This is a genomic window from Plantibacter sp. VKM Ac-2876 (genome assembly GCF_015350715.1).
GTDB lineage: Bacteria > Actinomycetota > Actinomycetes > Actinomycetales > Microbacteriaceae > Plantibacter > Plantibacter auratus.
The window spans coordinates 1,124,568-1,151,137 of sequence record NZ_JADKSI010000002.1; the positions used below are offsets into that span (position 1 = coordinate 1,124,568).

Below are 26,570 nucleotides of genomic sequence, written 5' to 3' on the forward strand. Positions count from 1 at the left end.
TGATGTGCCGTTTCGGCCCAGGCGTGCGGCCGAATCCGCCCTTGTCTTCAAGGTGCAGGGTCGCTCCCCGATGGTGAACCATCTGAGGCGGAGCGGAACTCCGTCTATACGCCAGTTGCGACTGCTAGCAGCATAGCAACGGGACGCCCGACGCGCACCGTCCTGTGGAGAGGCCGGGCAGCGGTGGGGGCCGGTGTGTCAGGATGGCTCGACGCTTGTTCACCCTCCGAACAAACCCCGTTCCAGCCCCCACGATCCCGCGTCGCCGACGCCGAAGGAACCGCGCATGAGCCTGCTGCCCCGCCCCGTCTCGCAGACCACGGACGCCTCCGCTCCCCCGTTCCGGTTGTCGGCGGATTCGGTGATCCGTACCGACCCGTCGGTTGCGACCACAGCTCGGATCCTCGCCGACGCCTTGCGCACCTCGACGGGGTTCGCCCTCCCGGTCGAGACCACCGGCACGGAGGAGGTCGTGGCCTCCGCGGGTACGGACATCACGCTGTCGATCGACCCCAGCCTGTCGACGACGAGCGGGGCCTACCGATTGACCGCCGCGGTCTCCGGCGTCGAGATCGTCGGCGCGGACGCCGACGGGGTCCACCACGGCACGCAGACGCTCAGGCAGCTCCTCCCGCCGGCCAACTGGGCGCCGACGGCCGGCGCACAGGACTGGATCATCTCCGCGACCGTCATCGACGACGCTCCGCGCTTCGCCTACCGCGGCGCGATGCTCGACGTCGCGAGGCATTTCTTCACGGTCGCGCAGGTGCAGCGGTTCATCGACCAGATCGCCGCACTCAAACTCAACCACCTGCATCTGCACCTCACCGACGACCAGGGCTGGCGCCTCGAGATCGCCGGGTGGCCGGAGCTCACCGGGATCGGTGCGGCGACCGCGGTCGGTGGAGGCACGGGCGGCTCGTACAGCGCCGACGACTACCGGGCGATCATCGAGTACGCCGCCGACCGCCGCGTCACGATCGTCCCCGAGATCGACGTCCCCGGACACACGAACGCGGTCCTCGCGGCGTATCCGGAACTCAACCCGGACGGCGTCGCCCGCCAGCCCTACACCGGCACGGAGGTCGGCTTCTCGAGCCTCGACATCCATGCCGAGTCCACATACGAGTTCCTCGACGACGTGTTCACCCAGCTCGCCGCGATGACCCCGGGCCCCTACCTCCACCTGGGCGGCGATGAAGCGCTCGCCACCACTGAGGAGGACTTCCTCCACTTCGCCCGTCGGGTGTCCGAGCTGATCGCCACGACCGGGAAGACCGCGATCGCCTGGCACGAGTTCGGCGCGTCTCGGGACCTCGCCCCCGGCACCATCGGCCAGTACTGGAACTACGTCTCCCCCGAGGACGGTCACGCCGCCAAGCTGCACTCGTTCGTCGATCAGGGCGGGCAGGTCATCATGTCTCCGGCCGACGCCGCCTACCTCGACATGCAGTACCCCGACGTCGCGACGGCCGGCCTCACGTGGGCGGACGGGCCCACGAGTGTCGAACGCTCCGCCGTCTGGGAGCCGACCGAGATCGTCGAGGGCGTCGGTGAGCAGGACATCCTCGGCGTCGAGGCCCCGCTCTGGACGGAGACTGTGGCCGACGTGCAGACGCTCGAGTTCCTCGTCTTCCCTCGTGTCGCGTCCATCGCGGAGATCGGATGGTCGGAGCGACGCGCGCCGGACTGGAGCGACTTCCGGGTCCGGCTGGCCGAGCTTGCTCAGGGATGGTCGGCCGCGGGCATCGCCTTCCACCGCTCCCCTGAGGTCGGCTGGCTCGACTGATCCGAGCGACGGTCGGAAAGGCGGCCGGGAGTGATGCTCGCCCCCGAGCACCACTCCCGGCCTGTCGACGGGTACGCACGAAGGCGCCCCCTCCCGTCGAGATCTGCAACGTTTCGGGTCCGTTGCCCGATGCACACCGGCCGTGGCGCGCATCGTGGCCGTCCGAGGACGACCCAGCCGGGTCCCCGTCGCCGGGAATCCTGCTGTTCATTCTGAGAGAGTGCATCCCGAGCAGGTCATGACGCGGTTTCCCAGAACAATCGAAACGGATCTTCCTCGGCGCCAGCGGCTGTCCGCGAGACACCTCGTGCCAAGATGAGGAATCGGCGTCATGATCCCGCTTCACCCGACTCTCTTGAGCGGGCACGGTGCCCGGTAGTGCGCAGCTCGCAGACGGAGGCATCATGAGCCTGGACACATCCCCGGCTTCATCGCTCACCGAGCGATCGGATGCCGAGCTCATCGAGCACACCCGCACGGGCTCGCAGGACGCCTACGCGGAGCTGTGGCGACGGCACTCGAACGCCGGACGGACCGTCGCCAGGTCCGTCACCTCGAGCCTCGATCCCGACGACCTCGTCTCGGAGTCCTTCGCACGCATCTATCAGGCGGTCCGCCGCGGGAAGGGCCCCACCGGCGCCTTCCGCCCCTACCTGTTCACGACCATCCGGAACACGGCTGCCGCTTGGGGCCGATCACGTCGGGAGACCTCGCTCGACACCCTGGACTCCTTCGAGGACCCGGACACGAACGAGGCGTCCTCGATCGAGGCCCTCGACCGCAGCCTGAGTGCCCGAGCGTTCCGAAGCCTGCCGACCCGGTGGCAGGTGGTGCTCTGGTACACGGAGATCGAGGCGATGACGCCCGCGGAGGTCGCGCCGCTCCTCGGGATGAAGGCCAACTCGGTGGCCGCGCTCGCCTACCGAGCACGCGAGGGGCTGCGCGAAGCGTGGATCCAGGCGCACCTGCAGGCCGTCGACGACGACTCGGAGCACGCCTTCACGATCAGCAGGCTCGGATCGTACGCGCGCGGGAACCTCTCCGCGCGGGACACGGCCAAGGTCGAGTCGCACCTGGACGCCTGTCAGCGGTGCACCATCGTGGCCGCTGAGGCGAAGGAGGTCGGCTCGCGCATGGCGCTCGTCCTCCTCCCCCTCGTCGCAGGCGCTGCCGGTGCGGCCGGCTACACCGCGTGGTTGCAGACGAACGGTGCGTCGACGACCGCGGTCGCCGCGATGCCGGCCGGCGTCACCGGCGGGGTCGCACTGACGGCACACCTGAGCACCTCGGTGGCGGCCTCCGGCGGAGCAGCGGCTTCCGGAGCAGCCGGTTCCAGTGGTGCCGCGTCGGGTGCCGGCGTCGCGGGTGCTGCGACGGCGGGTCTCTCCGGTGGGATCATCGCCGCGATCGGCATCGGCGTCGTCGCGGTGGTGACCGCAGCCGCGCTCGTCCTGGGTCCGGTGGTGTTCCCGCCCGCAGCCGACCCGGCGACCTCCGTCTCCGCCGGCGAGACCAGCGACCCCGCCGCCGTGCCGACACCGGGCGCGAGTCCGACCACGGGTCCGACGACGTCGCCGTCCGCGCCGACGACCCCGACACCCTCGGGACCGATGCCCACTCCCCGGCCGACGCCCGGCCCGGGTGCGACGCCGCCTCCGGTCGCCGACCCGCAGGTCCCGTCGCCGACGGCGCCGCCCGTCGCCCCTCCCGTCGATCCGGTGGACCCCGTCGATCCGACGGACCCCGAGGAGCTCCCGGCGCCGACGATGGCCGCCGACACCGGTGGCGGCTTCCTGTGGCCTTCCTTCAGCGGCACCGCAGCGGCCGGCGCCACCGTCGACATCCTCGACGGCGACGCGGTCGTCGCGTCGACGGTCGTCCCGCCCTCGGCGCGGCGGGCGTCCGCCACAGCCGCCCCCGAGACCGGGACCTGGTCGACCGGCCCGGTCGACCTCGGCCGCTCGGGCACCTTCGTCCTGACCGTCCGCCAGACCCTGGGCGACGAGGTCTCCGTGTCCGCCGAACCGGCCACCATGTCGATCAGCGGGCCGGCCGTCACCGGGCTCCGGACGGTGCTGTCGGTGCAGTTCCTCGATCCGACCGGCCCGCTCGTGGTCGTCGGTGCTCCGAACGGCGCGGTCGGATACACGATCGACGGTGGAGACGAGCAACACGTCGCGCTCGACGCCGACGGTCGAGCGACGCTCACCGGCGCCGCCGTTGCCGTCGGGTTCCACGAGCTCAGCGTCTGGAGCGTCGACCCGTCCGACCCATCGCGCGTGGGACCTGCGACCTCCGTCGAGTACCTCTCGCTGACCGGACTCCTGAGTACCGAGGCCGCCGTCGATCCGGCGACGGCCACGCTCCCGGAAGCGGTTCTGGACACCGCACCGGAGGCGGTCCCCGCTCCGGTCCCGCTTCAGGCCGTCGTCGACCCGATCGCGGAGCAGACCCCGGCGGAAGCGGCTCCCGCGACGGAGACGGACGTGTCGAGTACGACCGAGCCGGATCCGGCGACGGAGACACCGGTGGAGACCGCGCCCGACGTCACCGCGCCGACCGATGGTGCGGACGCCTCACCGGCGCCGACGACGGACGAACCGTCTGTACCGTAAGCGGTCCCGCTGAGCGCGTCCGCAACGGCTCGTGCTCGATCAGACGGACTCGCGCCTGCGGGTGCGCAGCACATCCGCCGCGAGGAGCGAGGTCGCGACCACGGCGAGGCACACGTACACCCACGGCAGCACGCCGAGACCGATCTCGGCGAGGAGCAACGCGCCGAGCGCCGAGCCGCCACCGATACCCGTGTTGAACGCGGTCGTGTAGAACGCGTTCGCTGTGTCGCGGATGCGCGGGCTCGCCGCGTGCAGGAGGCGTGTCTGCATGAGCGGCGGCAGCATGCCGAAGGCCGTCCCCCAGAGGAAGAACGCGACGAGCGCACCCGGAAGCCAGCCTGCCGAGAGGGCGAGCACGCTCACCATGGCGGCGGACACGGTCAGGGCGACGAACAGCCCCGTGGTCGCACGCCTCGCGAAGACGCTGCCGGTGAGGATGAGGCCGATCGCGCCTGCGACGCCGTAGACGAGGAGGAGGATGCTCAGCTGGCCGGCCGGGACACCGACCTCGCCGATGAGGAACGGTGCGATGTAGGTGTAGAACGCGTAATGGCCCGCCATGATGACGCCGACCGCGATGCAGACGATCGCGACCGGGACGATGCTCGGATCACGGCCCGTGGCACCCGAGGCTGCCGCGTGCGACTCCTCCCGACCGACGGGCGGCAGCTTCCACCACACGACGACGGCGCCGAGGAGCATCGCCGCGGCGAGGACGCCGAACGCGAGTCGCCAGCCGAGCGCGTGCCCGAGCGCGGTGCTGAGCGGGACGCCGAGGACGAAGGCGAGCGTGCCTCCGGCGATCGTCACGGACACGGCACGGGCGAGCTGTTCCTTCGGGACCAGGTGACCGGCGTACGCGCCGACGACCGCCCAGAAGACACCATGGGCGAGCCCGCCGAGCACCCGGGTGGCGACGAGGAGTTCGTAGTTCGGGGCGAGCGCGCCGAGACCGGTGCTCACGCCGAGGACGACGATGACGGCCACGAGCAACGCGTGTCGCGGGACACGCCTGGTGAGGTGGATGAGCGCGGTGCTGGACAGCACCACCGTGAACGCGAACACGCTGACGAGGAGCCCGATCTGCGACTCGGTCACGCCGAGCGAGGTGCTCATCTCCGGCAAGAGCCCGGTCGGGATCATCTCGCCGGTGACGGAGAGGAAGGTGCCCGCCGCGAGCGCGATCAGGCCGACCCAGGGGAACGGCGGTGACGACGGCTTGGAGGGTTCGGCGGCGCGCGCCGAGGAGGGCGAAGAGGAGGTCATCGGATTGCTCCAACGATGGCGTTCACTCGTCGGCTGACGCGGCGGACGAGTTCGTCTACGCGCTGATGTGCGCGCCCAGGGTCAACCGACATCCGGCGACCGCGGACGAGTCTACCCGAGGGTGGGAATGCGGAGGGCTCGATCCGACGTTGCAGCTGACGTGAAGGTGACAGAGAGGCCGCTCATGCGCATTGCAGAACTCGCTGAACGAACGGGTGTCCCGGCCACCCGGCTCCGCTCCTACGAGGAGGAGGGACTCCTGGTGGCCGTGCGTGCGTCGCACGCGCCCGACGAGTACGAACCGTCCGCGATCGACCACGTCGTCACGGTCGACAACCTGTTCGACGCGGGGCTCACGACCCGTCTCGTGCGCGTGGTCCTCGATCTCGACGACGCACGCACCTCGCGTGCCGTGCCCGACTGCTCCCGCGCGACGGCCGAGTCGCTCCACGCGCAGATCGCCTCGATCGACGCCCGCATCGACTGCCTGCGGCAGAGCCGCGAGACGGTGCGGTCGTACCTGCGGCAGTCCTCCCACGCCGACCTCGTCGACGAGCGGTCCGTCCCTGCGGCTTGAGCCGTCGGGTCCCGGTAACCTGAGTCGGTGACGAACTCGACCGATCCCTCCGCTGTGCCATCGACCACGCACGAGCGCTCCGTCCACTGGGTGCTCTCGATCATCTGCGAGGACCAGCCAGGCATCGTGCACGCGATCAGCGGTGCGATCGTCGAGGCCGACGGCAACATCACCGAGAGCCAGCAGTTCTCGAGCGATGACACCGGGCGGTTCTTCATGCGGCTCCAGGTCGAGGCGGCGGTCTCGCGCGAGCGCTTCGAGGCGGCCATCGCACCGGTCGTCGAGCGGTACGCCCTCCAGTGGCGGCTCGACGTCGTCGGTCGTCCGCTCCGGACGCTCGTCCTGGCCTCGACGGCGGCGCACTGCGTCAACGACCTCCTCTTCCGCCAGCGGGCCGGCCAGCTCCCGGTCGAGATCCCCCTCGTGCTCAGCAACCACGGTTCGCTCCGCGATCTCGCCTCCTTCTACGGCGTGCCCTTCGAGGCGCTGCCCGTGACGGACGCGGCATCGAAGGCGGCGTTCGAGGCCAGGGTCGTCGAGGCCGTCGAGGAGCACGACATCGAGCTCGTCGTCCTCGCCAGGTACATGCAGATCCTCTCCCCCGAGCTCTGCGAGCGCCTCGCCGGTCGCGCCATCAACATCCACCACTCCTTCCTGCCCGGTTTCAAGGGCGCGAACCCCTACAAGCAGGCGCATGCGCGCGGCGTCAAGCTCATCGGCGCGACGGCGCACTTCGTGACGAGCGACCTCGACGAGGGACCGATCATCGAGCAGAACGTCGTCCGCGTGGACCACTCCCGCTCCCCCTCGGAGCTCGTCGCCATCGGTCAGGACGAGGAGAGCCGCACCCTCACCCAGGCGGTGAAGTGGTTCGCCGAGGACCGCGTCCTCCTCGACGGTGCACGCACGATCATCTTCCGCTGACCCGGAGCGGGCTCCCGGCCACGCGCCGTAGAATCGTGTGGTGTCTGAACGAACTCCCGCCGACGTGAAGATCGGCCCCAACGAGATCCTGCGGTTCTTCCTCGAACTCTTCGCCTTCTTCTCGCTCGGCTTCTGGGGCGTCGCGGTGTGGCCGTTCCCGCTGAACGTGGTCGTCGGGATCGCCGCGCCGGTCGTGGCGATCATCCTCTGGGCGCTGTTCCTCTCGCCGCGCGCCGTGATCCGCATCGACCTCTACGGCCAGGCGGTCGTCGAGCTCCTCATCTTCGCGGCGGCGGCGCTCGCCTGGTTGCACCTCGGGCAGCCGATCATCGCGACCGTCTTCGCCGTGGTCGCCGTCGCCAGTGGTGTCGTCCGCGGCCGGAAGCAGCTCGCATGACCGAGCTCCTGATCCACTCCGCCACCAAGGTCGACGTCGGCGGCCACCAGGACGCCTTCTGGCTGCACGCGGTCGACGGGGTCATCCGCTCCACCGGCACCGGCGACGACTGGCGCTCCATCCCCGTCGGCGACGGCGCATCCGTCCACGACGCACACGGCGGCCACCTCACGCCGGGGTTCATCGACCTCCACGTCCACGGTGGCGGCGGGTCGTCCTTCGACGACGGACGCGACGCCATCGGACGCGCACTCGCGGTGCACCGGGCACACGGGACCACGAGGACGCTCATCAGCCTCGTCTCGAACCCGGTCGACGCCCTCGTCGCGAGCCTCGACGGGATCGCCGACCTCGTCGCCGAGGATCCCCTGGTCCTCGGAGCCCACCTCGAAGGTCCGTTCCTCTCACCGGTCAAGAAGGGCGCGCACGACCCCGGTGCGCTCATCGACCCGAGCCCGGCGGTCGTCGAACGCCTCATCGACGCGAGCCGAGGCACGCTGCGGCAGATCACGATCGCTCCTGAGCTGCCGAACGCCCTCGAGGCGATCCAGGTCCTCGTCGAGGCCGGCGTCATCGTCGCCGTGGGCCACACCGACGCCGACGAGGCACTGACGAAGACGGCCTTCGATCTCGGCGCCAGGCTCGTCACCCACGTGTTCAACGCGATGAACGGGATCCACCACCGCGCGCCCGGACCGATCATCGCCTCCTTCGCCGACGAGCGGGTCACGGTCGAGCTCATCCTCGACGGCGAACACGTGCACCCCGACGTCGCCAAGCTCGCCTTCGAGCAGGCCCCGGGCCGTGTCGCACTCATCACCGACGCGATGGCCGCAGCCGGCTCTTCCGACGGCCGTTACCTCCTGGGCGCGCTCGAAGTCCAGGTGACGGACGGTCTGGCGCGGCTCGTGGAAGGCGACTCGATCGCCGGCTCCACGCTGACGCTCGACCGGGCGCTCCGACTCGCCGTCGCGAGCGGTGTGGCGGCGGACGCGGCGGTCGGTGCCCTCACGAGCACCCCGGCCCGGGTCCTCGGCCTGGCCGACCGCTTCGGTCGACTGGCCCCGGGATACGCCGCGGACGCCGTCCTCCTCGACCACCAGTGGAACGTCCAGGCGGTCTGGGCCGACGGATCAGCCCTGCCGCGATGACGACGCCTCCCGTCCTCGACGCCCTCCGTGACGCGCTCGGCGACGCGGTCTCGACGACGGACGCCGTCCTCGCGGACGCACGGTCCGACAAGTCCGGACACGTGTCGGACGCCCCTCCCCTCGCCGTGGTCTCCGCGCGTTCCATCGAGGACGTCCAGACGGTCATGCGCATCGCCACCGCGACCGGGACGCCGGTCGTGACGCGCGGAGCCGGTACCGGACTGGCCGGCGGCGCGCTCGGCGGCGCGGGCGAGATCGTCCTGTCGACGCTCGAGATGCAGCGCGTCCTGGAGATCAACGAACCCGACCTCCTCGCGGTCGTCGAACCGGGCATCATCAACGGCGCCTTCAACGACCTCCTACTCGCCCGAGGACTCTGGTTCGCTCCCGACCCGGCGAGCCGCGCGATCTCGACCGTCGGCGGGAACATCGCGACCGGTGCCGGCGGCCTGCTCTGCGCCAAGTACGGCGTGACGCGCGACGCCGTCCTCGCCCTCAAGGTGGTCCTGGCCGACGGACGACTCATCAGCGTCGGGCACCGGAGCGTGAAGGGGGTCACCGGCCTCGACCTCACGAGTCTCATGGTCGGCTCCGAGGGCGTCCTCGGCGTCATCGTCGAGGCGACCGTCCGCATCCGGCGCGTGACGCCGGGCACCGTCGCGACCATCGCCGGCTACTTCCCGAGCGTGGTCTCGGCAGCGGAGGCCACCGCCGCCGTCACCGCGTCCGGTATCCAGCCGTCGATCATGGAACTGCTCGACCCTGTCGCGCTCGTCGCCGTGCACCGCTACCTGCAGCTGCCGACCCCGACCAGCGGCGAGGCGCACGTCGTGATCCAGACCGACGGCCCGAACGCCGAGGCGGAGGCCGCCGCGATCCTCGATGTGCTCCACGCCGGCGGCGGGCGTGCCGAGATGTCCACCGACCACGCGACAGGTGAGCACCTGTTGGCCGTCCGCCGTGCCCTGCACCCCTCGCTCGAGCAGTTCGGCACCCCGCTCATCGAGGACGTGTCGGTCCCCCGCAGCCAGTTGGCGGCGATGTTCACGGCCATCGGCGAGATCGAGCGCCGCTACGGCATCTCCATCCCGACGGTCGCGCACGCGGGCGACGGCAACCTCCACCCGAACTTCGTCTTCGAGGGTGTCGAGGTACCCGACCTCATCTGGCAGGCCGCCGACGACCTCTTCACCACCGCACTGCGGCTCGGCGGTACGCTCACCGGCGAGCACGGCATCGGCCTGCTCAAGAAGCGCTGGCTCGGCGACGAGCTCGGCGAGGATCAGCTCGCGCTCCAGCACGGGATCAAGCGGCTCTTCGACCCCGAGAACCTCCTCAACCCGGGCAAGATGTTCTGAGGCCCTTCGACAGGCTCAGGGACCGGAACAGGATCTGGACCGGAACAGCTCCGGGAAACGGCGACAGGCTCAGGGGCCGGACGGATCCGGTCCCTGAGCCTGTCGGAGCGCGTTACGCGAGCGATGCCTGTCGGGCGACGACCTGCGCGAGCACCGCGGGAGCCAGCGGGTGCTCGGGAGCGAGGCCGGTGACCTCCTCGACGAAGGTGCCCGGAGCGAGCTCGTGGAGCTTCGCCTGCAGGTGGACGCTCTGCTCGTCGTCGGCGACGTCGAACTCGAGCGCGGCGCCGATGGCCGAGACGAGGGCGTCGTGGGCCATGCCGCGCTCCGCCAGCTCTGCGGCGGGTCCGATGAACCGCTCGGTCCGGCTCAGCTTGCGCAGCGGCTGCCGACCGACGCGCTCCACGGTGTCGGGCAGGTGCACGTTCGCGAAACGACGGAGGATCGTCTCGCGGTACTCGCGTTGCGCGTCGACGTCGAGCCCGTGCTTGGCGACGAGCAGCGCGGAGGTCTCCTCCAGCACCGCGCCGACGGCCGCGGCGATCGACGGCTCGGCGAGCGCTTCGGCGATCGTCCCGATACCGGCGCGCGCACCGAAGTAGGCGACGGAGGCGTGGCCGGTGTTCACGGTGAAGAGCTTCCGCTCGATGTACGGCGCGAGCTCCTCGACGAAGTGGGCACCGGGGATCGACGGCAGCGAGCCGTTGAACGCCGGGGTCTCGATGGCCCACTCGTAGAAGGTCTCGACGGTCACGTCGATGCCCTGCCCGGCGGGCTGGCCTGGGACGATGCGGTCCACGGCCGTGTTCGCGAACACGGCCCGGGCCGACAGGGACGCCCAGGCCTCGTCGCCGACCGCCTGGCGCACCTCGGTGGCGAGGAGGTCGGTGGCGTTGATCGCGTTCTCGCAGGCCATGACGGCGAGCGGAGCGGCATCGGCCGGACGGGCGGCGATCCCTCGCGCGATGACCGGAGCGACGAAGCGCAGGATGGTCGGCCCGACGGCGGTGGTCACCACCTCGGCGGCGGCGATCTCCTGGACCAGGGCCTCCTCGTCGGTGGCGCTGTTGATCGCGCGGAACCCGGTGACGACCGTGTCCTTCGCGCCGTCGCCCACCTCGTGCACCGTGTAGCTGTCGGCCGCGGCGATCGCATCGATGAGCTCGGCGTTGACGTCCGCGAAGACGACCTCGTAGCCGCCCTCGTGGAGGAGCAGGCCGACGAAGCCGCGCCCGATGTTGCCGGCGCCGAAGTGGACGGCTCGCATCACTCGTTGACCTCGCTCAGGAGCGAGTAGAGCTCCTCAGGCGTCTCGGCTGCGAGCAGCTTGGCGACCTCGTCGTCCTCGGAGAAGATGATGGCGATCTTGGAGAGGATCTCCATGTGCCCGCCGTCCTTGCCGGCGATGCCGACGACGAAGCGGACCTCGTCGCCGTCCCAGTCGATGGGGGTCTCGTAGCGGGTGAACGACAGGGCGGAATCACGGACCGCCTCCTTCGCGTCGTTCGTCCCATGCGGGATGGCGAGGAGGTTGCCCATGTAGGTCGACACGGACTGCTCGCGGGCGAGCATGGCCTCGAAGTACTCGTCGGTCACGGCTCCGGCTGCTTCGAGGGCGTCGGCAGCGCGGCGGATGGCCTCCTCCTGCGTCACCGTCCCGGTGACGATGGTGATCCGATCCTGGGTCAGTACCTGCGACATGTCTTCCTCTGCATTCGTCGTGCGGGGCTCCGCCGGTGCGGTCCGGAGCCGGGTGAAGGGCGGTGGATGGAGGCCCGGGGCGCACGCCCTTCACGTGCGCCCCGGGATCGTTCCGTTGCTAGTGTGCTCCCTCTCCGCGGAGCAACTCCACCACTTCGTCGTACTTCGGAGAGTTCATGAAGTTGTCGACCGACATGTGCACGGCACTCGGGGTCTTCTCCTTCGCACGCTCCGTCAGCTCGCGCTGGGTGATGACGAGGTCGACGTCGTCGGCGAGGTTCGCGATCGCCTTGTTGGTGACGGTGATCTCGTCGATGCCGGCCTTCTTGATCTTGTTGCGGAGCACCGAGGCGCCCATCGCACTCGAACCCATACCGGCGTCGCACGCGAAGACGATGTTGCGGATCGGGCCGCGCTCGAGCGTCGTGACGACGCCCTCATCGACGACGTCGGCACCGGCTGCGGCGCTTCCGGCGGAGAGGTTGCCGAGCACGCTCGACTTCTTGCCCTTGGCGGCTTCGGTCGCGGCGACGGCGGCCGAGAGGTCGCCGGCGTTCTCGTTCTCGAGGTCGCGCTTCCGGCTGGCCCGCAGGATGATCGCGGAGATCGCGAACGAGACGGCTGCTGCGACGATGACCGACAGGATCACGCCGAAGTAGCTGTCGGGAGCCGTCTGGATGAGCACGGCGATGATGCTTCCGGGCGAGGCCGGGGCACGGAGACCCGTGTTGAACGCGACGTTCGTCGCGACACCGGCCATTCCGCCGCCGATCGCAGCCAGGACCAGCATCGGCTTCATGAGCACGTACGGGAAGTAGATCTCGTGGATGCCACCGAAGAACTGGATGATGACCGCGCCGGGGGCCGACGCCTTCGCGAGACCGATGCCGAAGAAGCAGAACGCGAGCAGGATGCCGAGGCCCGGGCCGGGGTTCGCCTCGAGGAGGAACAGGATCGACTTGCCGGTCTCCTCGGACTGCTGGACACCGAGCGGGGTCAGCACACCGTGGTTGATGGCGTTGTTGAGGAAGAGGATCTTGCCGGGCTCGATGAAGATGCTCGCGATCGGCAGGAGCGAGTTGGCGACGAGCCAGTCGACGATGCCCTCGAGGAAGCTGCTGAGCGCGGTGACGATCGGTGCGATACCGAAGAACCCGCCGATGGCGAGGAGGGCTCCGAGGATACCCGCGGAGAAGTTGTTGACCAGCATCTCGAAGCCGGCCTTGATCTTGCCGTCCCAGATCCGGTCCACCTGCTTCATGAGCCACGCGGCGAGCGGGCCCATGATCATCGCACCGATGAACATCGGGATCGCGCTGCCGACGATGACACCCATGGTCGCGATCGACGCGACGACGCCGCCACGCTCACCGTAGATCATGCGGCCACCGGTGTTCGCGATGAGGAGCGGGAGCAGGTACGTGATCATCGGGCCGACGAGGCCGACGTACTGCGGGAAGGTCGTACCGTCGTCGGCCTGCGCGAGCGCCGTCGCGGCACCCTGCCAGCCGATGAGGTCGGCGTTGCCGAAGCCGCCGAGGATCCCGTTCGGGAACCAGCCGGTCGCGATGAAGAACGCGGTGATGAGGCCCCAGGCGATGAAGGCCGCGATGTTCGGCATGACCATGCCGGAGAGGAAGGTGCCGAATCGCTGAACGCCGACTCGTGCACCTCCCGGCTTCTTGGGAGTAGACGTCGTTGTCATGATGATGTTGCCTCTTTCATTTCGCGAGTCGTTGCAGCGGTGGCCGCTGCCCTGGCTTCGGCCGCACCGTCGGCGGCCAGTGCTGCTGCCGCGATGCGCCGTGCATCGTCGAGCGTGTACTGCTGGAGGGAGTGACGGACGTCGGCGAGCGCCGACGGTGACATGGACAGGGTGGTGGCGCCGAGTCCGACGAGGACGACGGCGAGGAGCGGGTCGGCGGCTGCCTCACCGCAGATGCCGACCGGCTTGCCGTGGTGCTGGCCGGCTTCGCCGACGAGCTGCACGAGACGGAGGACCGCCGGGTGCCACGGGTCCTGGAACGCGCCGACGGAACCGAGCAGGCGGTCCGCGGCGAGCGTGTACTGCGTGAGGTCGTTGGTCCCGATCGACGCGAATCCGGCGTGGGCGAGGACGCGGTCGGCGAGGAGCGCGCTCGACGGCACCTCCACCATGACGCCGGGCGTCTTCAGGCCGTACTCGGCGGCGATCGCCATGAAGTACTTCGTCTCCTCGACGGTCGACACCATCGGGGCCATGACCCACAGGTCGGCGTCCGTCGCCGCGTCGGCCTGGGCGAGCGCCGTGAGCTGCTCGCGCAGGATGTCCTCGCTCGCCCGCAGCGCACGGAGGCCGCGGAGTCCGAGCGCCGGGTTGTCCTCGTGCGCGTCGTTCAGGAACGCCAACGGCTTGTCGGCACCGGCGTCGAGGACGCGCACGACGACCTTCTGGCCGGGGAAGGCGTTCAGGAGCTTCTCGTAGTGCGCACGCTGCTGCTCGACCGTCGGCGCGAGCGCCTGATCGAGGAAGAGGAACTCGGTGCGGAACAGACCGACGCCCTCGGCGCCGAGCTCTGCAGCCGCGGCGGCGTGCTCGGCGGAGCCCAGGTTCGCGAGCAGCGGCACCGCGGTGCCGTCGGCCAGCGCACCGGGGACGACAGGTGCGTTCACGAGCGCGAGGCGGTCGGCGATGCGCTGCTCCGTGGCGGCGACGAGCTCGGGCGTCGGATCGACCGTGACCTCACCGGCTGCCGCGTCGACGACGAGCGTCGTGCCGTCGGTCAGCTCGGCTGCTCCGACGACGCCGACGATCGCGACGATCGACTTCTCGCGGGCGAGGATCGCCGTGTGCGAGGTCGGGCCGCCGTCGCTCGTGACGAGGCCCAGGACCAGGTCGAGGTCGAGGAGAGCGGTGTCGGCCGGTGCGAGGTCGCGGGCGACGAGGATGAACGGGTGGCCGGGCGAGGGCACGCCGGGGGCCGGCACGCCCATGAGGTCGGCGATGACCCGCTGCGACACGTCGTCGAGGTCGGCGGCGCGCTCCCCGAGGTAGCCGCCCATCGCGGCGAGCTGGTCGCGGAACGAGGCGAACGCGGCGTGGACGGCCCACTCGGCGGTCTTGCCGTCCGCGAGCCGCGTGGCGATCTCCTCGGCGAGGGTCGGGTCCTCCGCCATCATCGCCTGGGCCTCGAGGACGTCACGAGCGGCACCACCGGCGGCGGCGCCTCGGGCCTCGAGTTCGCGGGCGACCGCGGCGAGGGAGGTGTTCGCGCGCTCGGTCTCGGTCGCGAGGTCGAGGGTGCTGGCGACGTCGGCGGGCGCGGGGAGCGGGTCGGCCATGCGGGCCACCGGGCCGACGGCGACGCCCTGGCCGATACCGATGCCCTGGAACGCGGTCATCGGACTACTGCTCGTCATGGTCGGTCACCAGGAGCTCGGAGAGCGTGTCGAGGGTGCCCTCGGCTGCGGCGCCCTCGCCGTCGACGGACAGGGTCACGTAGTCGCCGTGCTCGACGGCGAGCGCGATCACGCCGAGGATGCTCGCCGCGTTGACGGGCTTGCCGCTGCCCTTCGCGATCGTCACCGGGACCCCGGCGTCCTTCGCAGCCTGCGTGAACAGCTTCGCGGGCCTGGCATGCAGGCCGTGCGACGAGCCGATGCGGACGGTTCGAGTTGCCATGGGGTTACCTCCTGGTTGGTGATTGGATCGAGAGGACGAGTTCGAGGGCTCGCGCGCCACCCTCGACGCCGAAGACGTCGCCGGGCAGGACGGCGACGGCGGTGCCGGTGGGCTCGGCCGCTGCGCGCAGCGCGGACTCGTGGTCGGCGAGGTGGGCGCCGACGAGCAGGACGTCGACACCGTCGAGGGCGATCACGCCGCTGAGGACCTGCGATTCGGCACCGGCCGCGACGGAGACGTCGATCGATCGGTCGACTGCTGCGCGACGCAGGCGTTGGGCCATGAACGTGCTCGACGCACCCGCGCCGCAAATCACCAGGATCTTCATCGAACCTTCTCCAGAACCGCCGATTGCCTACCAACCCATCATTCCGTCGCGCCCCTCGCGGCTCCACCAGAAGCTCTTCCGCCGGGGCGGAAAGGTCGTCGAACGCGCGGAAGCAGCCGGGAAGGTGGTTGACTCGGTGGAGCGGTTCGCCCGGACCGCGCGACGGCCGACCGACGGAGAGGGCATCGTGGCACGCGAGAAACACGACCGCATGCTCGGCTACCTCGCGGGACGGGACGGCTGGACGACGGCCACGGAGGTCGCGGAGGTGCTCGGCGTCACACCGCGCAGCGTCCGCAGCTACGTCACGGCGGTCAACACCCGCACGGCACCGCACGACGTCGTCGAGTCCGGGCCGAACGGGTATCGGCTGAACGCCGACGGCTACGCGGTCTACCGGCGCCGAGCCGCATCGGCGTTCGAATCGGAGACGCCCCGGGATCGGCTGTACGGGCTCGTCCGGTTGCTCATCAGCGCCCCCTCGGGAATCGACGTGCACGAGACGGCACAGCGGCTCCACGTCAGCGAGTCGACCGTCGAGGGCGACCTGGGCCGGGTCCGCGCCATGCTCGCCGACACCGCCCTCACGCTCGACCGTTCCGGATCGACGGTGATGATGGCGGGCGGCGAGACGGAGCGGAGACGTCTCCTCAGCCGGATGTTCCGCGACGAGACCGACCGCGGCATCGTCGAACTCGAGGCGCTCCAGCGGGCGTTCGCGCCGAACGAGTTCAGCCCGTTCAAGGGCGAGCTGCTCGAGGCGTTGACCGCGCGGGGCTACTACGTGAACGAGTACGGCATCGCGAACGTCCTGCTCCACATCGCGATCGCCATCGACCGCGTCACGAAGGACCGCCCGGCGGAGCCCGCAGACCACGCTCCGCGCACCCCGGAGGTCGAGGCGGTCGCGGAGGATCTGGCGCGGCTCGTCGACGCCCACTTCCACGTCGCGCTCGGCGAGGGCGACCTCGTGTACCTCAGCTACCTGCTCGTGACACGGGTGGTGACGCCGGGCAGTGGGGCTCCCGCCGAAGTCCTCGTCGACGACTACGTCAACCAGGACGACCTCGCCGCCGTCCGTCAGGCCGTCGACCGTGCCGGCCGCGAGTACCTCGTCGACCTCTCCGACGAGGACTTCATCGTCCGGCTCACCCTCCACGTCCAGAACCTCATCCGTCGTGCACAGGACCAGTCCTACTCACGCAATCCGCTGACCCGCTCGATCAAGACCTCGTACCCGATGATCTACGAGCTCGCGGTCTTCATCGCCAGCCAACTGCAGCGGCACGGCTCGATCATCATCAACGACGACGAGATCGCCTACATCGCGATGCACGTCGGCGCTCAGCTCGAGCAGAAGGCCCGCAAGGAGGCCCTCCTCGGCTCCACGATCGTCTCCGCCGGCTACTACGACATGCACGAGGTGCTACGCCGACGCGTCGAATCGCAGCTCGGCGACGTCCTCGACGTCCGATCCGTCATCACCCGCACCGATGTCGACTGGGCCGCCATCGACACCGACCTCGTGCTCACGACGATCGAGCCACCGGCCCCTGCCGACGGCATCGTCGTCATCCAACCGTTCCTCACCGCGGCCGACGTGGAGCGCGTCCGCACCGCGGTCAGCCGCGTCCGTCGATCGTCCCGCTTGTCGGAGATCACCGACGAACTGCTGCAGTACTTCCACCCGGACCTCTTCCTCCGGAACGCGCATGCCGATGACGAGGAGGGCATGATCCGCTTGCTCGGCGAGCGCATGATCGCCCGGGGGATCATCGACGAGAGCTACCTCACCGCGGCGATCGAGCGGGAGCGCATGTCGTCGACGGCGTTCACCGACACCTTGGCCGTGCCGCACGCCATGGCGATGACCGCGTACTCGACGGCCATCGCGATCGCCGTGAACGAGACGCCGATGGAGTGGGGCGGCGCCCGCGTGAGCGTCGTCGCACTCGTGGCGTTCAGTGAATCGGGTCGCGCCGCGTTCCAGACGGTGTTCGACCAGTTCGTGGAGGTGTTCTCGGAGCGCTCGAGCGTCGCCCGGATCATCCGTCGTTCCGAGGACTTCGCCGGCTTCATCGACGAGCTCGTGCACGTCATCGACGGCTGAGCACCCGTCGCGCGGTCTCGGTCACCGAGCTTGTCGAGGTGCTCAGACGTGCTCGGTGACCACCACGGCGGTCGTGCCCGGCTCGAGTGCCTCGAAGACGTGCGGCACGTCCCCGGCGTGGGCGAGGTAGTCCCCCGGGCCGAGTTCGACCTCCTCGCCGACAGGTCCGATGGACGCGCGACCGGTGCTGAGGATCCAATGCTCGACGACGCCCGGCATGTGCGGCTCCGAGCGCCTCGGCTCCCCAGGTTCGACGACGATGCGGTAAATGTCCCGTCGGGCGTTCGGCGGGCAGGCCGACAGCACCGTCGCGACGTAGTCCGCCCCGGACGCGGCGAGGGTCGGTCCCTCACCGGCACGGATGACCTGGACCGGCCGTCGCACCGGCTCGACCAGGCGGGCGAACGGGACGTCGAGGGTGACGCTGAGTGCCCAGAGGGTCTCGAGACTCGGGTTTCCGAGCCCCGCCTCCAGCTGCGAGAGGGTCGACTTCGCGATCCCGGCTCGACGGGCCACCTCCGCGAGTGACAGGCCGGTGCGCTGCCGCTCGCGGGTCAGCGCCGCCGCGACCGCGGCGTGCGGTGCTCCATCGTCGGATGGTTCGACCTGCGTCATGCGTTCGCTCCAAAGTGTTACACGTTCGATTTGACGAACGCTCGATCGGCGTTCAATATAGTGTACGTGCGTTCGATATGGAGTCACCTCGGTCGGCCGACCACGCGGGCCATCGCGCTGGTCTGCATCGCCGACGGGCTGGTCGGCATCTCCTACGGAGCCGTCGCCGTGCACTCGGGCATCCAGCCCTGGGTCGTGCTGTCGCTCGCCCTGCTCGTCCTCGCCGGCGCATCGGAGATCCTGTTCGTGGGGATCGTCGCGGCCGGCGGGAGTCCGCTGACCGCCGCCCTGGCAGGGCTGCTCGTGAACGCCCGCCACCTGCCGTTCGGCCTCGCGATCCACGAGGTCGTCGGCACGGGCTGGCGCCGCGTGCTCGGCACACACCTCCTCAACGACGAGTCCGTCGTCTTCGCGCTCGATCAGGACACCCTGGAGCGGAAGCGCGCAGCGTTCTGGGCGTGTGGCCTCGGCATCCTCCTCTGCTGGCCGGCGGGCGCCGCACTCGGAGCCTTCGCCGGCACCGTGATCGAGGACACGGACGCCTTCGGACTCGACGTGATGTTCCCCGCCGTCCTGCTCGCCCTCATCTTCCCCGCCCTCCGCGAGCGCCGCACACGCCGAGCCGCGCTCGTCGGTGCCGTCGTCGCCGTCGCCGCGACGCCGTTCCTCCCGGCGGGGATCCCCGTCCTGTTGTCGCTCGTCGGTCTCCTGTTCGGCTTCGGCCGGAAGCAGCCGAAACCGGAGGTCACCGCGTGAACCAGTCGACGCTCGTGCTGGTCGGGATCCTGATCCTCGCGGTGGGCACCTACACGTTCCGCCTGGCCGGGCCGCTCCTGCGCACCCGCGCCGAGGTCTCGGAACGGGTCGAGACGCTGCTCGCGGACGCCGCCATCGTCCTGCTCATGGCAGTCCTCACGACCACGGCCCTGACCCAGGACCAGCAGTTCGCGGGATTCGCGCGACTCTCGGGCGTCCTGGTGGCCGGCGTCCTCGCCTGGAGGAACGCGCCATTCGTCGTCATCGTCCTCACAGCAGCCCTCACCACGGCGCTCCTCCGCCTGGCGGGCGTCGCCTGAGCCGTCAGATGCCCTGCCAGGCGGGCTTGTTGACGTACGCGTAACGGTAGTAGTCGGCGTGCTGCAACTCGGACGCCGCCGCTTCGTCGAGGACCACCGTGGCGCGCGGGTGCAGCTGCACGGCCGAACCGGGGAGGTTCGCGGAGAGCGGTCCCTCGAGCGCGGCGGCGATCGCAGCGGCCTTCCCCGCGCCGAAGGCGAGGAGGACGAGGTGTCTCGCGCGGAGGATGGTGCCGAGCCCCTGGGTGATGCAGTGCATGGGGACGTCGTCGATCGAGTCGAAGAACCGTGCGTTGTCCCGGCGGGTCTGCTCCGTCAAGGTCTTCACGCGGGTGAGCGAGGCGAACGACGAGCCCGGCTCGTTGAACCCGATGTGGCCGTCGGTCCCGATGCCGAGGATCTGCAGGTCGACGCCACCGGCGGCCTGGATCGCCGCTTCGTAGTCGGCGCCGGCGTGCTGGATGGTCTCGGCCGCACCGTTCGGCACCTGGATGCGCTCGGGCACGAGGCCGAGCGGCTCGACGACCTCACGCGTGATGACGGAACGGTACGACTCGGGGTGCCCGGCCGGCAGGCCGACGTACTCGTCGAGGGCGAACCCGCGGACCTGGGAGAGGTCGAGGCCGCGGGACCGGGTCGCGAGGGCCTCGTAGACGGGGAGCGGTGTCGAACCCGTCGCCAGCCCGAGGACGGCGTCTGGACGCTCCTCGATCAGGGCGACGATCGCCTCCGCGACGAGGGCGCCTGCGGCACCGCTGTCCCCCACGATCACGACTTCAGCCATGCGACGGTTCTCCTCTTCCCACGAGCGCTGCGCCGATCGCCGCGACGGGGGATCCCGTCGGCACGAGGCGCACACGCTGTTCCAATTGCAATGATGCGACGAATCGAGACCCGGCGGCGGATTCGGCCAGAGCCTCGCGGATGACGACGAGCAGTCGCTCGCCGAGAGCGGTGAGTCCTCCTCCGAGGACGATGTCGTCGGCGTCGACGGTGAGGGTCAGGATGCGGACGGCCGCGGCCGCACCGTGACCGAGGCGTGCGCGGAGAGCGATGGCCCGCGGGTCCCCGGCGTCGGCGTGGTCGAAGAGGTCGAGCACCGGCAGCGCCACGTCGGCTCCCCAGGCGGCGGAGACCGCGCCGCCGGCGGCCATGGTCTCGACGCACCCGCGCTGTCCGCACCCGCAGCGATCGCCGAGCGGATCGACCGACAGATGCCCGACCTCGCCGGCGACCCCGCTCGAGCCCTGCCAGAGCCGGCCGTCCGTGACGATACCGGCAGCGACGCCCGTGCCCAGATTGAGGTAGGCCATCGTGCCGGAACCGTCGAGCAGCTGCCAGGCGCCGAGGGCGGCCGCCTTCACATCGTTCTCCACGGCGACGGGGACCCTGAGTCGCTGGGCGAGGATCGCGCCGAGCTCGAGTTCCTCCACGTCGAGGTTGACGGCGTGGGTCACCCGGCCGGTGCCCGGGACGGTGAGGCCGGGGATACCGACGCCGACCGAGGTGAAGGCGTCGATCGGGCGCGCGACGGCGTCGGAGAGCCGGCTGACGGCCTCGACGGCGGTCTCGACGACCGCGTCGGGCCCGCGTCCGGTGACCAGCCTGAGCCGGTGCAGGAGCGCGCCGTCGTCCGTCACGACGACGGCATCGGTCTTCGTACCGCCGATGTCGAGTCCCACCCTCACGCGGTTCGTCTCCGGAGGGCGTCGTGGCGCGTCTGCATGCTGTGGTTCCTTCGATCCGTGGAGCGACCCGCTCGCACCACCGGTTTGTTCGCCAAGCTTACAAATAAACGGGGCTCGCGTCCATGTCGGCGACGACCGCGTCCCGGGATCAGACGGCTCACACCTGCGGGTGGCGGGCTCCACCGGGTAGCCTGGAGGCCGACCCGCAGCGCGCGGGCGGGCCCGTCACGGGCACCGAACACGGGGGAATCACACCACCATGAAGAAGAACGCAGCAGCATTCCTCGGCGCGATCGCCGTCTCGGGCCTGCTCCTCACCGGTTGTGCCGGCGGCGCCCAGAGCAAGGAGGATGCGTGCAAGCTCATCCAGTCCGAGGTGACGGAGTCGGCTTCGCAGCTGCAGTCGGGCCTGAGCTCGCTGTCCTCCGACCCCGAGGCGGCCGTCACCCAGCTCGACGACTTCTCCGGAACGTTCAAGGCTGCGGCCGACAAGGTCACGAACGACGAGGTGAAGACCGCGGCGAACGACTCGGTGAAGGCACTCAACGACTTCATCGACGTCGCGAAGACGGCTGTCGACGACCCGCAGAACGTCGACCAGACCGGGCTCACCGATTCACTCACGAAGCTCCAGGACGAGTTCACCACGCTCGGCAACACCTGCAGCCTCTAGCTCGACACGACTGACGACGGGCCCCGGATCGGCTGATCCGGGGCCCGTCGCCGTCTCCGGGCCGACGGCTACTTCACGGATCCCTCGGTGAGCCCGCCGCGCCAGAAGCGTTGCAGCACGATCATCGCGATCGCCAACGGGATGATCGACAACAACGCGCCGCCGGTCGTGAGCTCGTAGAACTCCGGCAGGCGGTCGACCTGGCTCCGCCAGTTGTTGAGGCCCAGGGTGATCGGGTACAGCGTGCTGTCGGACAGCATGACGAGTGGCAGGAAGTAGTTGTTCCAGATCCCGACGAGCTGGAAGAGGAAGACGGTCACGAGCGCGGGCGTGAGGATCTTCAGCCCCACGGTGTGGAAGATCCGCAGCTCGCTCGCGCCGTCGATCCGTGCGGCCTCGATGAGCGAGTCGTCGATCGTCGCGTCGGCGTAGATCCGGCAGAGGAACAACCCGAACGGCGAGACGAGCGACGGCAGGAGCACCGACCAGTACGTGTTCGCGAGCCCCATCTGGCTGAAGAGCAGGAACAACGGGAGCGCGGTGGCCGTCCCCGGCACGAGGACCCCGCCGAGGATGGTGCCGAAGACGAGGTTGCGCCCGCGGAACCGGTACTTCGCGAGCGCGTACCCACCTGCGGCGGCGAGGTACGTCGCGATGAGTGCTCCCACGCCCGCATAGAGCACCGAGTTGCCGAACCAGCGGACGAAGATGCCGCCGTCGTAGGTGAGCACCTCGTGGAGGTTCGACCACAACGAGAACTCGGAGCCGAGGAGGAACCCGTTGCTGCCGAACAGGTCCTCGGTGCTCTTGGTCGCAGCGATCACCACCCAGTACACCGGCACCAGGAAGTAGACCGCGACGACGACGAGGATGCCCGTCACGAGCACCCGCATCCCCCTGGACCCACCTGGGCGTCCCTGCTGATCGCTCAGCCGCTGGGCTCGCTTCGCCGAGGTCGCGGTCGTGATGCTCCGGGTCTCGCTCATGATGCCCTCCTCGACGTCAGGCGCAGGAAGATGAACGACAGCGCGAACGCGACCACGGCGATGAGCACCGCCTGCGCTGCGGCGACGTTGTAGTCGTTGTAGGCGAACGCGGTCGTGTAGGCGCTGAGGTTCGGCGTGTACTCGTTGTCGATCGCGGGCGACACGGTCTGCAGCACCTGGGGCTCGGCGAAGAGCTGGAGCGTGCCGATGATGGAGAACACGGTCGTGAGGATGAGCGCCGGCCGGATGAGCGGGAGCTGGATGCTCATCGCGACGCGGAACGGCCCGGCGCCGTCGACCTTCGCGGCTTCGTACACCTCGCCGGGGATGGCCTTCAACTGGGCGACCACGATCATCATGTTGTAGCCGGTGTAGGTCCACGTCACGATGTTGGCGATGGACCAGAGCACGGTGCCTGCGCCGAGGAAGTCGAGTTCGATCCCCATCGCGCCGGCGATGTCGATGATCGGGCTGAGTCCCGGGACGTAGAGGAACGACCAGAGGATCGTCGCGATGACGCCGGGGATGCCGTAGGGCAGGAAGTACACGGCCCGGAAGAACCCCGGCCATTTCGCGGAGGCGGACTCGAGGAGGAGCGCCAGCAGGGTGCACAGGGCGATCATGACCGTGACCTGCACGACGCCGAAGAGGAGCATCCGGCCGATCGAGGCGATGAAGTTGCCGTTCTCCAGGGCCTGGGCGTAGTTGGAGAACCACGCGAACTCGGTCGTGACGCCCTCCTCTCCGAAGACCCCCTTCCGCGAGACGCGGAGGAAGCTGCTGCCGATCGCGACGATGATCGGCAGGATGAAGGTGAGGACGAACAGCGCCAGGAACGGTCCGAGGAGGACCCACGGAGCCGCGACCGAGGTCCGGCGTCGGCGCTGCGCCCCCGACCGCGACGGGTCGTCCGCCACTCCACGCGCCGGGCGTTCCGTGACGGCGCTCACGACGCCGCCTCGATCCGGAGGCCCTTGTTGCGGAACGCGGTGATGACGTCGCGCTGACCCTGTACCACGGCGTCCACGAGGGTGCCGCCCGAGGCCTTGGCACGGAACCCGTCGGCGAGGATGTTGAAGGTCTGCTGGGTCAGTGGCCACCACTGCCACTCGTTGTTCTGTTCCTTGGCCGCCGGCACGAAGACCTCCTCGTTGTAGTTCTGGCCACCGAAGAACTCGCTCGGCTGTTGTCGGCGGGCACCGATGTAGGCGTCGTTCGGCGACCACCCGATGCCGGAGTGCTCGATCATGGCGTCGATGCCGGCGTCGCTCGTGGTCATCCACACGGCGAACTCGAGCGCCTCCCTCGGGTGGGCGCTGTTCGCCAGGACGGCAGCCGTGGACCCGCCCTGGAAGGTCGAGCCGTACCCCTCACTCCCCCACCGCGGCAACGGCGCGACCCGCCACTTGCCCTCGGCCCCTGAGACGCCCTGGAGGAGGGCGTCTCCCCAGCTGGCCCCGGCGAGCGACGCGATCGAGTCCTTCGCCGCAGCGGCGAACCAGGCCGGTGAGAACTGGCTGTAGGAGGTGGTCATGACGCCCTCGTCGATGGCCCGGTCGAAGAATCTGGCCGTCTCCAAGGTCGCGTCGTCCGTCATGTCCACGATCCACCGGTCGCCGTCGACACGGAACCAGGACGCGCCGGCCTGGGTCGCCATGGCTGCGAACCACGAGGCGTCGTCGAGGGCGAAGCAATCCAGGTACATGTCGGCCTCGCGCACCGCCCCCGCCACCTGGAACCAGTCGTCCCAGGTGGCCGGAGGCTTCGCGCCCACCCGGTCGAGCAGGTCCGGTCGGTAGTAGAGCGCCATCGGACCGGAGTCCTGCGGGATCCCGTAGACCCCGTCGACGTAGGAGACCTGGTTCCAAAGGGTCTCGTTGTACCGCGATGCGACCTCGTCCGCGCCGTAGCGCCGGAGGTCGACCAACCCGTTCACGAGCAGGAACTCAGGAAGCGTCCGCATCTCGACCTGCGCGAGGTCCGGACCGCCACCCGCGGCGAGCGCCGAGTAGAGCTTCTGATACCCACCGTCGTTGCCTCCGGGGATCCACACGGCCTCGACCTGCACGTTCGGGTGGTCGGCGTTCCAGACGTCCGCGACCTTCTGGAGGTCCTTCAACCAGGCCCAGTACGTGAGCGTGATCCGTTCCCCGGCGGCGGCCGGGGCGATCGTCGGACCGGTGTTCGGCGACACCGTCCCCGGGGTGGAACAGCCCGCCAGGAGTGCGGTCGCACCACCCGCTGCAGCCCAGGCGAGCAACTGTCTTCTCGTCATCGGTGACATCGATGGTCCTCACTTCGTCGTCGAGGTGGTCCATCGACGCTAACACGACCGTTCGCACCGGCGTCGAGACCCGAACGACGGACGGGGCCCGGGAGCGTGTGCTCCCGGACCCCGTCCGAGTGGTGCCGGTGTCGGTCAGGCCGACGTCATCAGGCCAGGCGCGCCTTGAGGTTCGCCGAGATGGTCTCGAGGAACTCCTCGGTGGTCTGGTAGGCCTGGTCGGGGCCGACGAGGAGTGCGAGGTCCTTCGTCATGGCGCCGGACTCGACCGTCTTGATGACGACGTCCTCGAGGGTCGCCGCGAACTCGATGAGCTCCTGGTTGCCGTCGAGCACGCCTCGGTGCTGCAGGCCACGGGTCCACGCGAAGATCGAGGCGATCGGGTTCGTCGACGTGGGCTTGCCCTGCTGGTGCTGGCGGTAGTGGCGCGTGACGGTGCCGTGTGCGGCCTCAGCCTCCACGATCTTGCCGTCGGGCGTGGCCAGCACGCTCGTCATGAGGCCGAGCGAGCCGAAGCCCTGGGCCACGGTGTCGGACTGGACGTCGCCGTCGTAGTTCTTGCAGGCCCAGACGTAACCGCCCTCCCACTTCATGGCCGAGGCGACCATGTCGTCGATGAGTCGGTGCTCGTAGGTGATGCCGGCAGCCTCGAACTGCTCCTTGAACTCCGCGTCGAAGATCTCCTGGAAGATGTCCTTGAACCGGCCGTCGTAGGCCTTGAGGATGGTGTTCTTCGTGGAGAGGTACACCGGGTAGTTGCGGTTCAGGCCGTAGTTGAGGCTGGCACGCGCGAAGTCGCGGATCGAGGCGTCGAGGTTGTACTGCACCTGTGCGATGCCGTCGCCGGGCGACTGGAAGACCTCGAACTTCTGCGGCTCCGAGCCGTCGTCGGGCGTGAACTCGACCGTGAGCTTGCCCTCGCCCTTGAACAGGAAGTCGGTCGCGCGGTACTGGTCGCCGAACGCGTGGCGGCCGATGATGATCGGCTTGTTCCACCCGGGCACGAGACGCGGGATGTTCGAGATGATGATGGGCTCGCGGAAGATGACGCCGCCGAGGATGTTGCGGATGGTGCCGTTCGGGCTCCGCCACATCTTCTTGAGACCGAACTCCTCGACACGGGCCTCGTCCGGGGTGATGGTCGCGCACTTGACGCCGACGCCGTGCTTCTGGATGGCGTGTGCGGCGTCGATCGTGATCTGGTCGTCCGTCTCGTCACGCTTCTCGATGCCGAGGTCGTAGTACTCGAGGTTCACATCGAGGTAGGGGTGGATGAGCGAGTCCTTGATGAACTGCCAGATGATGCGAGTCATCTCATCGCCGTCGAGTTCGACGACGGTGCCTTCGACCTTGATCTTCGACACTGGTTGT

25 protein-coding genes and 1 riboswitch are annotated in these 26,570 nt (G+C 69.6%); of the genes, 11 read left to right on the plus strand and 14 right to left on the minus strand.

The features are described from left to right. Positions 1-8: 8 nt before the first annotated feature. A riboswitch (ZMP/ZTP riboswitch) is annotated at positions 9-127 on the minus strand. A 159-nt stretch (positions 128-286) separates the two neighbouring features. Then, positions 287-1,789, plus strand: a complete 1,503-nt coding sequence (locus tag ITJ62_RS11725; RefSeq protein ID WP_194602136.1) for a family 20 glycosylhydrolase — start codon at positions 287-289, stop codon at positions 1,787-1,789. Positions 1,790-2,193: 404 nt separating this feature from the next. Then, complete coding sequence (locus ITJ62_RS11730) at positions 2,194-4,404, plus strand: sigma-70 family RNA polymerase sigma factor (protein WP_194602139.1); 2,211 nt, start codon at positions 2,194-2,196, stop codon at positions 4,402-4,404. Between the two features lie 39 nt (positions 4,405-4,443). Here ITJ62_RS11730 and ITJ62_RS11735 read toward each other — a convergent pair whose 3' ends face one another. Continuing rightward, positions 4,444-5,670, minus strand: coding sequence for an MFS transporter (locus ITJ62_RS11735; protein ID WP_194602143.1), 1,227 nt, complete (start codon positions 5,668-5,670; stop codon positions 4,444-4,446). 184 nt (positions 5,671-5,854) lie between these two features. Here ITJ62_RS11735 and ITJ62_RS11740 point away from each other — a divergent pair, with 184 nt between their 5' ends. The 5 genes from ITJ62_RS11740 to ITJ62_RS11760 are packed head-to-tail and all read left to right on the plus strand — an operon-like array spanning position 5,855 to position 10,077. Next, positions 5,855-6,247, plus strand: coding sequence for a MerR family transcriptional regulator (locus ITJ62_RS11740; protein ID WP_161578547.1), 393 nt, complete (start codon positions 5,855-5,857; stop codon positions 6,245-6,247). Positions 6,248-6,301: 54 nt separating this feature from the next. Next, positions 6,302-7,171, plus strand: coding sequence for a formyltetrahydrofolate deformylase (gene purU / locus ITJ62_RS11745; protein WP_194602569.1), 870 nt, complete (start codon positions 6,302-6,304; stop codon positions 7,169-7,171). Positions 7,172-7,211: 40 nt separating this feature from the next. Then, positions 7,212-7,568, plus strand: coding sequence for a YrdB family protein (locus ITJ62_RS11750; protein ID WP_234993927.1), 357 nt, complete (start codon positions 7,212-7,214; stop codon positions 7,566-7,568). Beyond that, positions 7,565-8,719, plus strand: a complete 1,155-nt coding sequence (gene nagA / locus ITJ62_RS11755; RefSeq protein WP_194602146.1) for an N-acetylglucosamine-6-phosphate deacetylase — start codon at positions 7,565-7,567, stop codon at positions 8,717-8,719. Before ITJ62_RS11750 ends, nagA begins: the two co-directional genes overlap by 4 nt. After that, entirely contained in the window at positions 8,716-10,077 is a 1,362-nt protein-coding gene (locus ITJ62_RS11760) for an FAD-binding oxidoreductase (RefSeq protein WP_194602150.1), read from the plus strand. Before nagA ends, ITJ62_RS11760 begins: the two co-directional genes overlap by 4 nt. A 112-nt stretch (positions 10,078-10,189) precedes the next feature. Here the strand turns inward: ITJ62_RS11760 and ITJ62_RS11765 are convergent, their stop codons facing one another. The 6 genes from ITJ62_RS11765 to ITJ62_RS11790 all read right to left on the minus strand — a co-directional run bounded on the left by ITJ62_RS11765 (position 10,190) and on the right by ITJ62_RS11790 (position 15,767). Beyond that, a complete protein-coding gene (locus ITJ62_RS11765) occupies positions 10,190-11,344 on the minus strand; it encodes a mannitol-1-phosphate 5-dehydrogenase (protein WP_071259440.1) in 1,155 nt (384 codons plus the stop codon). Further along, the gene (locus ITJ62_RS11770) at positions 11,344-11,778 is read right to left on the minus strand and encodes a PTS sugar transporter subunit IIA (RefSeq protein ID WP_194602153.1); all 435 of its coding nucleotides are present in this window, start codon (positions 11,776-11,778) and stop codon (positions 11,344-11,346) included. Before ITJ62_RS11770 ends, ITJ62_RS11765 begins: the two co-directional genes overlap by 1 nt. Positions 11,779-11,896: 118 nt before the next feature. After that, complete coding sequence (locus ITJ62_RS11775; protein ID WP_137242126.1) at positions 11,897-13,483, minus strand: PTS mannitol transporter subunit IICB; 1,587 nt, start codon at positions 13,481-13,483, stop codon at positions 11,897-11,899. Then, the gene (gene ptsP / locus ITJ62_RS11780) at positions 13,480-15,159 is read right to left on the minus strand and encodes a phosphoenolpyruvate--protein phosphotransferase (RefSeq protein WP_194602156.1); all 1,680 of its coding nucleotides are present in this window, start codon (positions 15,157-15,159) and stop codon (positions 13,480-13,482) included. Before ptsP ends, ITJ62_RS11775 begins: the two co-directional genes overlap by 4 nt. Before the next feature lie 4 nt (positions 15,160-15,163). Further along, positions 15,164-15,439, minus strand: a complete 276-nt coding sequence (locus tag ITJ62_RS11785; RefSeq protein WP_064296634.1) for an HPr family phosphocarrier protein — start codon at positions 15,437-15,439, stop codon at positions 15,164-15,166. A gap of 4 nt (positions 15,440-15,443) precedes the next feature. Further along, positions 15,444-15,767 carry a PTS sugar transporter subunit IIB gene (locus tag ITJ62_RS11790; protein ID WP_194602159.1) on the minus strand — a complete coding sequence of 108 codons (324 nt, stop codon included), beginning with the start codon at positions 15,765-15,767 and terminating at the stop codon, positions 15,444-15,446. 124 nt (positions 15,768-15,891) lie between these two features. Here ITJ62_RS11790 and ITJ62_RS11795 point away from each other — a divergent pair, with 124 nt between their 5' ends. After that, complete coding sequence (locus tag ITJ62_RS11795) at positions 15,892-17,877, plus strand: transcription antiterminator (protein WP_370581902.1); 1,986 nt, start codon at positions 15,892-15,894, stop codon at positions 17,875-17,877. A gap of 42 nt (positions 17,878-17,919) precedes the next feature. Here the strand turns inward: ITJ62_RS11795 and ITJ62_RS11800 are convergent, their stop codons facing one another. Continuing rightward, the gene (locus tag ITJ62_RS11800; RefSeq protein ID WP_071259444.1) at positions 17,920-18,492 is read right to left on the minus strand and encodes a helix-turn-helix domain-containing protein; all 573 of its coding nucleotides are present in this window, start codon (positions 18,490-18,492) and stop codon (positions 17,920-17,922) included. A 66-nt stretch (positions 18,493-18,558) separates the two neighbouring features. On the opposite strand from ITJ62_RS11800, the gene ITJ62_RS11805 reads away from it, so the two are divergent. Together ITJ62_RS11805 and ITJ62_RS11810 are read left to right on the plus strand one after the other, a co-directional pair. Further along, positions 18,559-19,248 carry an AzlC family ABC transporter permease gene (locus ITJ62_RS11805; protein ID WP_193555821.1) on the plus strand — a complete coding sequence of 230 codons (690 nt, stop codon included), beginning with the start codon at positions 18,559-18,561 and terminating at the stop codon, positions 19,246-19,248. Beyond that, a complete protein-coding gene (locus ITJ62_RS11810; protein WP_194602162.1) occupies positions 19,245-19,568 on the plus strand; it encodes an AzlD domain-containing protein in 324 nt (107 codons plus the stop codon). Before ITJ62_RS11805 ends, ITJ62_RS11810 begins: the two co-directional genes overlap by 4 nt. A 4-nt stretch (positions 19,569-19,572) precedes the next feature. Here ITJ62_RS11810 and ITJ62_RS11815 read toward each other — a convergent pair whose 3' ends face one another. Both ITJ62_RS11815 and ITJ62_RS11820 read right to left on the minus strand, forming a co-directional pair. Beyond that, entirely contained in the window at positions 19,573-20,352 is a 780-nt protein-coding gene (locus ITJ62_RS11815) for a glucosamine-6-phosphate deaminase (RefSeq protein ID WP_194602166.1), read from the minus strand. Next, positions 20,345-21,256, minus strand: a complete 912-nt coding sequence (locus ITJ62_RS11820) for an ROK family protein (protein WP_194602169.1) — start codon at positions 21,254-21,256, stop codon at positions 20,345-20,347. The genes ITJ62_RS11815 and ITJ62_RS11820 overlap by 8 nt, the downstream gene beginning before the upstream one ends. A 259-nt stretch (positions 21,257-21,515) precedes the next feature. Between ITJ62_RS11820 and ITJ62_RS11825 the strand changes: the two genes are divergently transcribed. Next, positions 21,516-21,929: a hypothetical protein gene (locus ITJ62_RS11825; protein ID WP_064296639.1), complete on the plus strand. Its 414-nt coding sequence runs from the start codon at positions 21,516-21,518 to the stop codon at positions 21,927-21,929. 68 nt (positions 21,930-21,997) lie between these two features. Here ITJ62_RS11825 and ITJ62_RS11830 read toward each other — a convergent pair whose 3' ends face one another. The 4 genes from ITJ62_RS11830 to ITJ62_RS11845 all read right to left on the minus strand — a co-directional run bounded on the left by ITJ62_RS11830 (position 21,998) and on the right by ITJ62_RS11845 (position 26,563). After that, the gene (locus ITJ62_RS11830; RefSeq protein ID WP_194602172.1) at positions 21,998-22,915 is read right to left on the minus strand and encodes a carbohydrate ABC transporter permease; all 918 of its coding nucleotides are present in this window, start codon (positions 22,913-22,915) and stop codon (positions 21,998-22,000) included. Next, a complete protein-coding gene (locus ITJ62_RS11835) occupies positions 22,912-23,865 on the minus strand; it encodes a carbohydrate ABC transporter permease (protein ID WP_085510284.1) in 954 nt (317 codons plus the stop codon). The genes ITJ62_RS11830 and ITJ62_RS11835 overlap by 4 nt, the downstream gene beginning before the upstream one ends. Beyond that, a complete protein-coding gene (locus ITJ62_RS11840) occupies positions 23,862-25,199 on the minus strand; it encodes an ABC transporter substrate-binding protein (protein WP_194602175.1) in 1,338 nt (445 codons plus the stop codon). The genes ITJ62_RS11835 and ITJ62_RS11840 overlap by 4 nt, the downstream gene beginning before the upstream one ends. A 149-nt stretch (positions 25,200-25,348) precedes the next feature. Continuing rightward, a complete protein-coding gene (locus tag ITJ62_RS11845) occupies positions 25,349-26,563 on the minus strand; it encodes an NADP-dependent isocitrate dehydrogenase (RefSeq protein ID WP_079705296.1) in 1,215 nt (404 codons plus the stop codon). Positions 26,564-26,570: the final 7 nt, after the last annotated feature.

What these genes read in the sequence shown, in the direction of transcription:
- ITJ62_RS11790 (WP_194602159.1), bottom strand. Translation starts at nt 15,767, where the DNA reads ATGAAGATCCTGGTGATTTGCGGCGCGGGTGCGTCGAGCACGTTCATG.
- ITJ62_RS11725 (WP_194602136.1), top strand. Translation starts at nt 287, where the DNA reads ATGAGCCTGCTGCCCCGCCCCGTCTCGCAGACCACGGACGCCTCCGCT.
- ITJ62_RS11730 (WP_194602139.1), top strand. Translation starts at nt 2,194, where the DNA reads ATGAGCCTGGACACATCCCCGGCTTCATCGCTCACCGAGCGATCGGAT.
- ITJ62_RS11775 (WP_137242126.1), bottom strand. Translation starts at nt 13,483, where the DNA reads ATGACAACGACGTCTACTCCCAAGAAGCCGGGAGGTGCACGAGTCGGC.
- ITJ62_RS11840 (WP_194602175.1), bottom strand. Translation starts at nt 25,199, where the DNA reads ATGTCACCGATGACGAGAAGACAGTTGCTCGCCTGGGCTGCAGCGGGT.
- nagA (WP_194602146.1), top strand. Translation starts at nt 7,565, where the DNA reads ATGACCGAGCTCCTGATCCACTCCGCCACCAAGGTCGACGTCGGCGGC.
- ITJ62_RS11825 (WP_064296639.1), top strand. Translation starts at nt 21,516, where the DNA reads ATGAAGAAGAACGCAGCAGCATTCCTCGGCGCGATCGCCGTCTCGGGC.
- ITJ62_RS11735 (WP_194602143.1), bottom strand. Translation starts at nt 5,670, where the DNA reads ATGACCTCCTCTTCGCCCTCCTCGGCGCGCGCCGCCGAACCCTCCAAG.
- ITJ62_RS11740 (WP_161578547.1), top strand. Translation starts at nt 5,855, where the DNA reads ATGCGCATTGCAGAACTCGCTGAACGAACGGGTGTCCCGGCCACCCGG.
- ITJ62_RS11770 (WP_194602153.1), bottom strand. Translation starts at nt 11,778, where the DNA reads ATGTCGCAGGTACTGACCCAGGATCGGATCACCATCGTCACCGGGACG.
- ITJ62_RS11760 (WP_194602150.1), top strand. Translation starts at nt 8,716, where the DNA reads ATGACGACGCCTCCCGTCCTCGACGCCCTCCGTGACGCGCTCGGCGAC.
- ITJ62_RS11815 (WP_194602166.1), bottom strand. Translation starts at nt 20,352, where the DNA reads ATGGCTGAAGTCGTGATCGTGGGGGACAGCGGTGCCGCAGGCGCCCTC.
- ptsP (WP_194602156.1), bottom strand. Translation starts at nt 15,159, where the DNA reads ATGACCGCGTTCCAGGGCATCGGTATCGGCCAGGGCGTCGCCGTCGGC.
- ITJ62_RS11765 (WP_071259440.1), bottom strand. Translation starts at nt 11,344, where the DNA reads ATGCGAGCCGTCCACTTCGGCGCCGGCAACATCGGGCGCGGCTTCGTC.
- ITJ62_RS11830 (WP_194602172.1), bottom strand. Translation starts at nt 22,915, where the DNA reads ATGAGCGAGACCCGGAGCATCACGACCGCGACCTCGGCGAAGCGAGCC.
- ITJ62_RS11785 (WP_064296634.1), bottom strand. Translation starts at nt 15,439, where the DNA reads ATGGCAACTCGAACCGTCCGCATCGGCTCGTCGCACGGCCTGCATGCC.
- ITJ62_RS11800 (WP_071259444.1), bottom strand. Translation starts at nt 18,492, where the DNA reads ATGACGCAGGTCGAACCATCCGACGATGGAGCACCGCACGCCGCGGTC.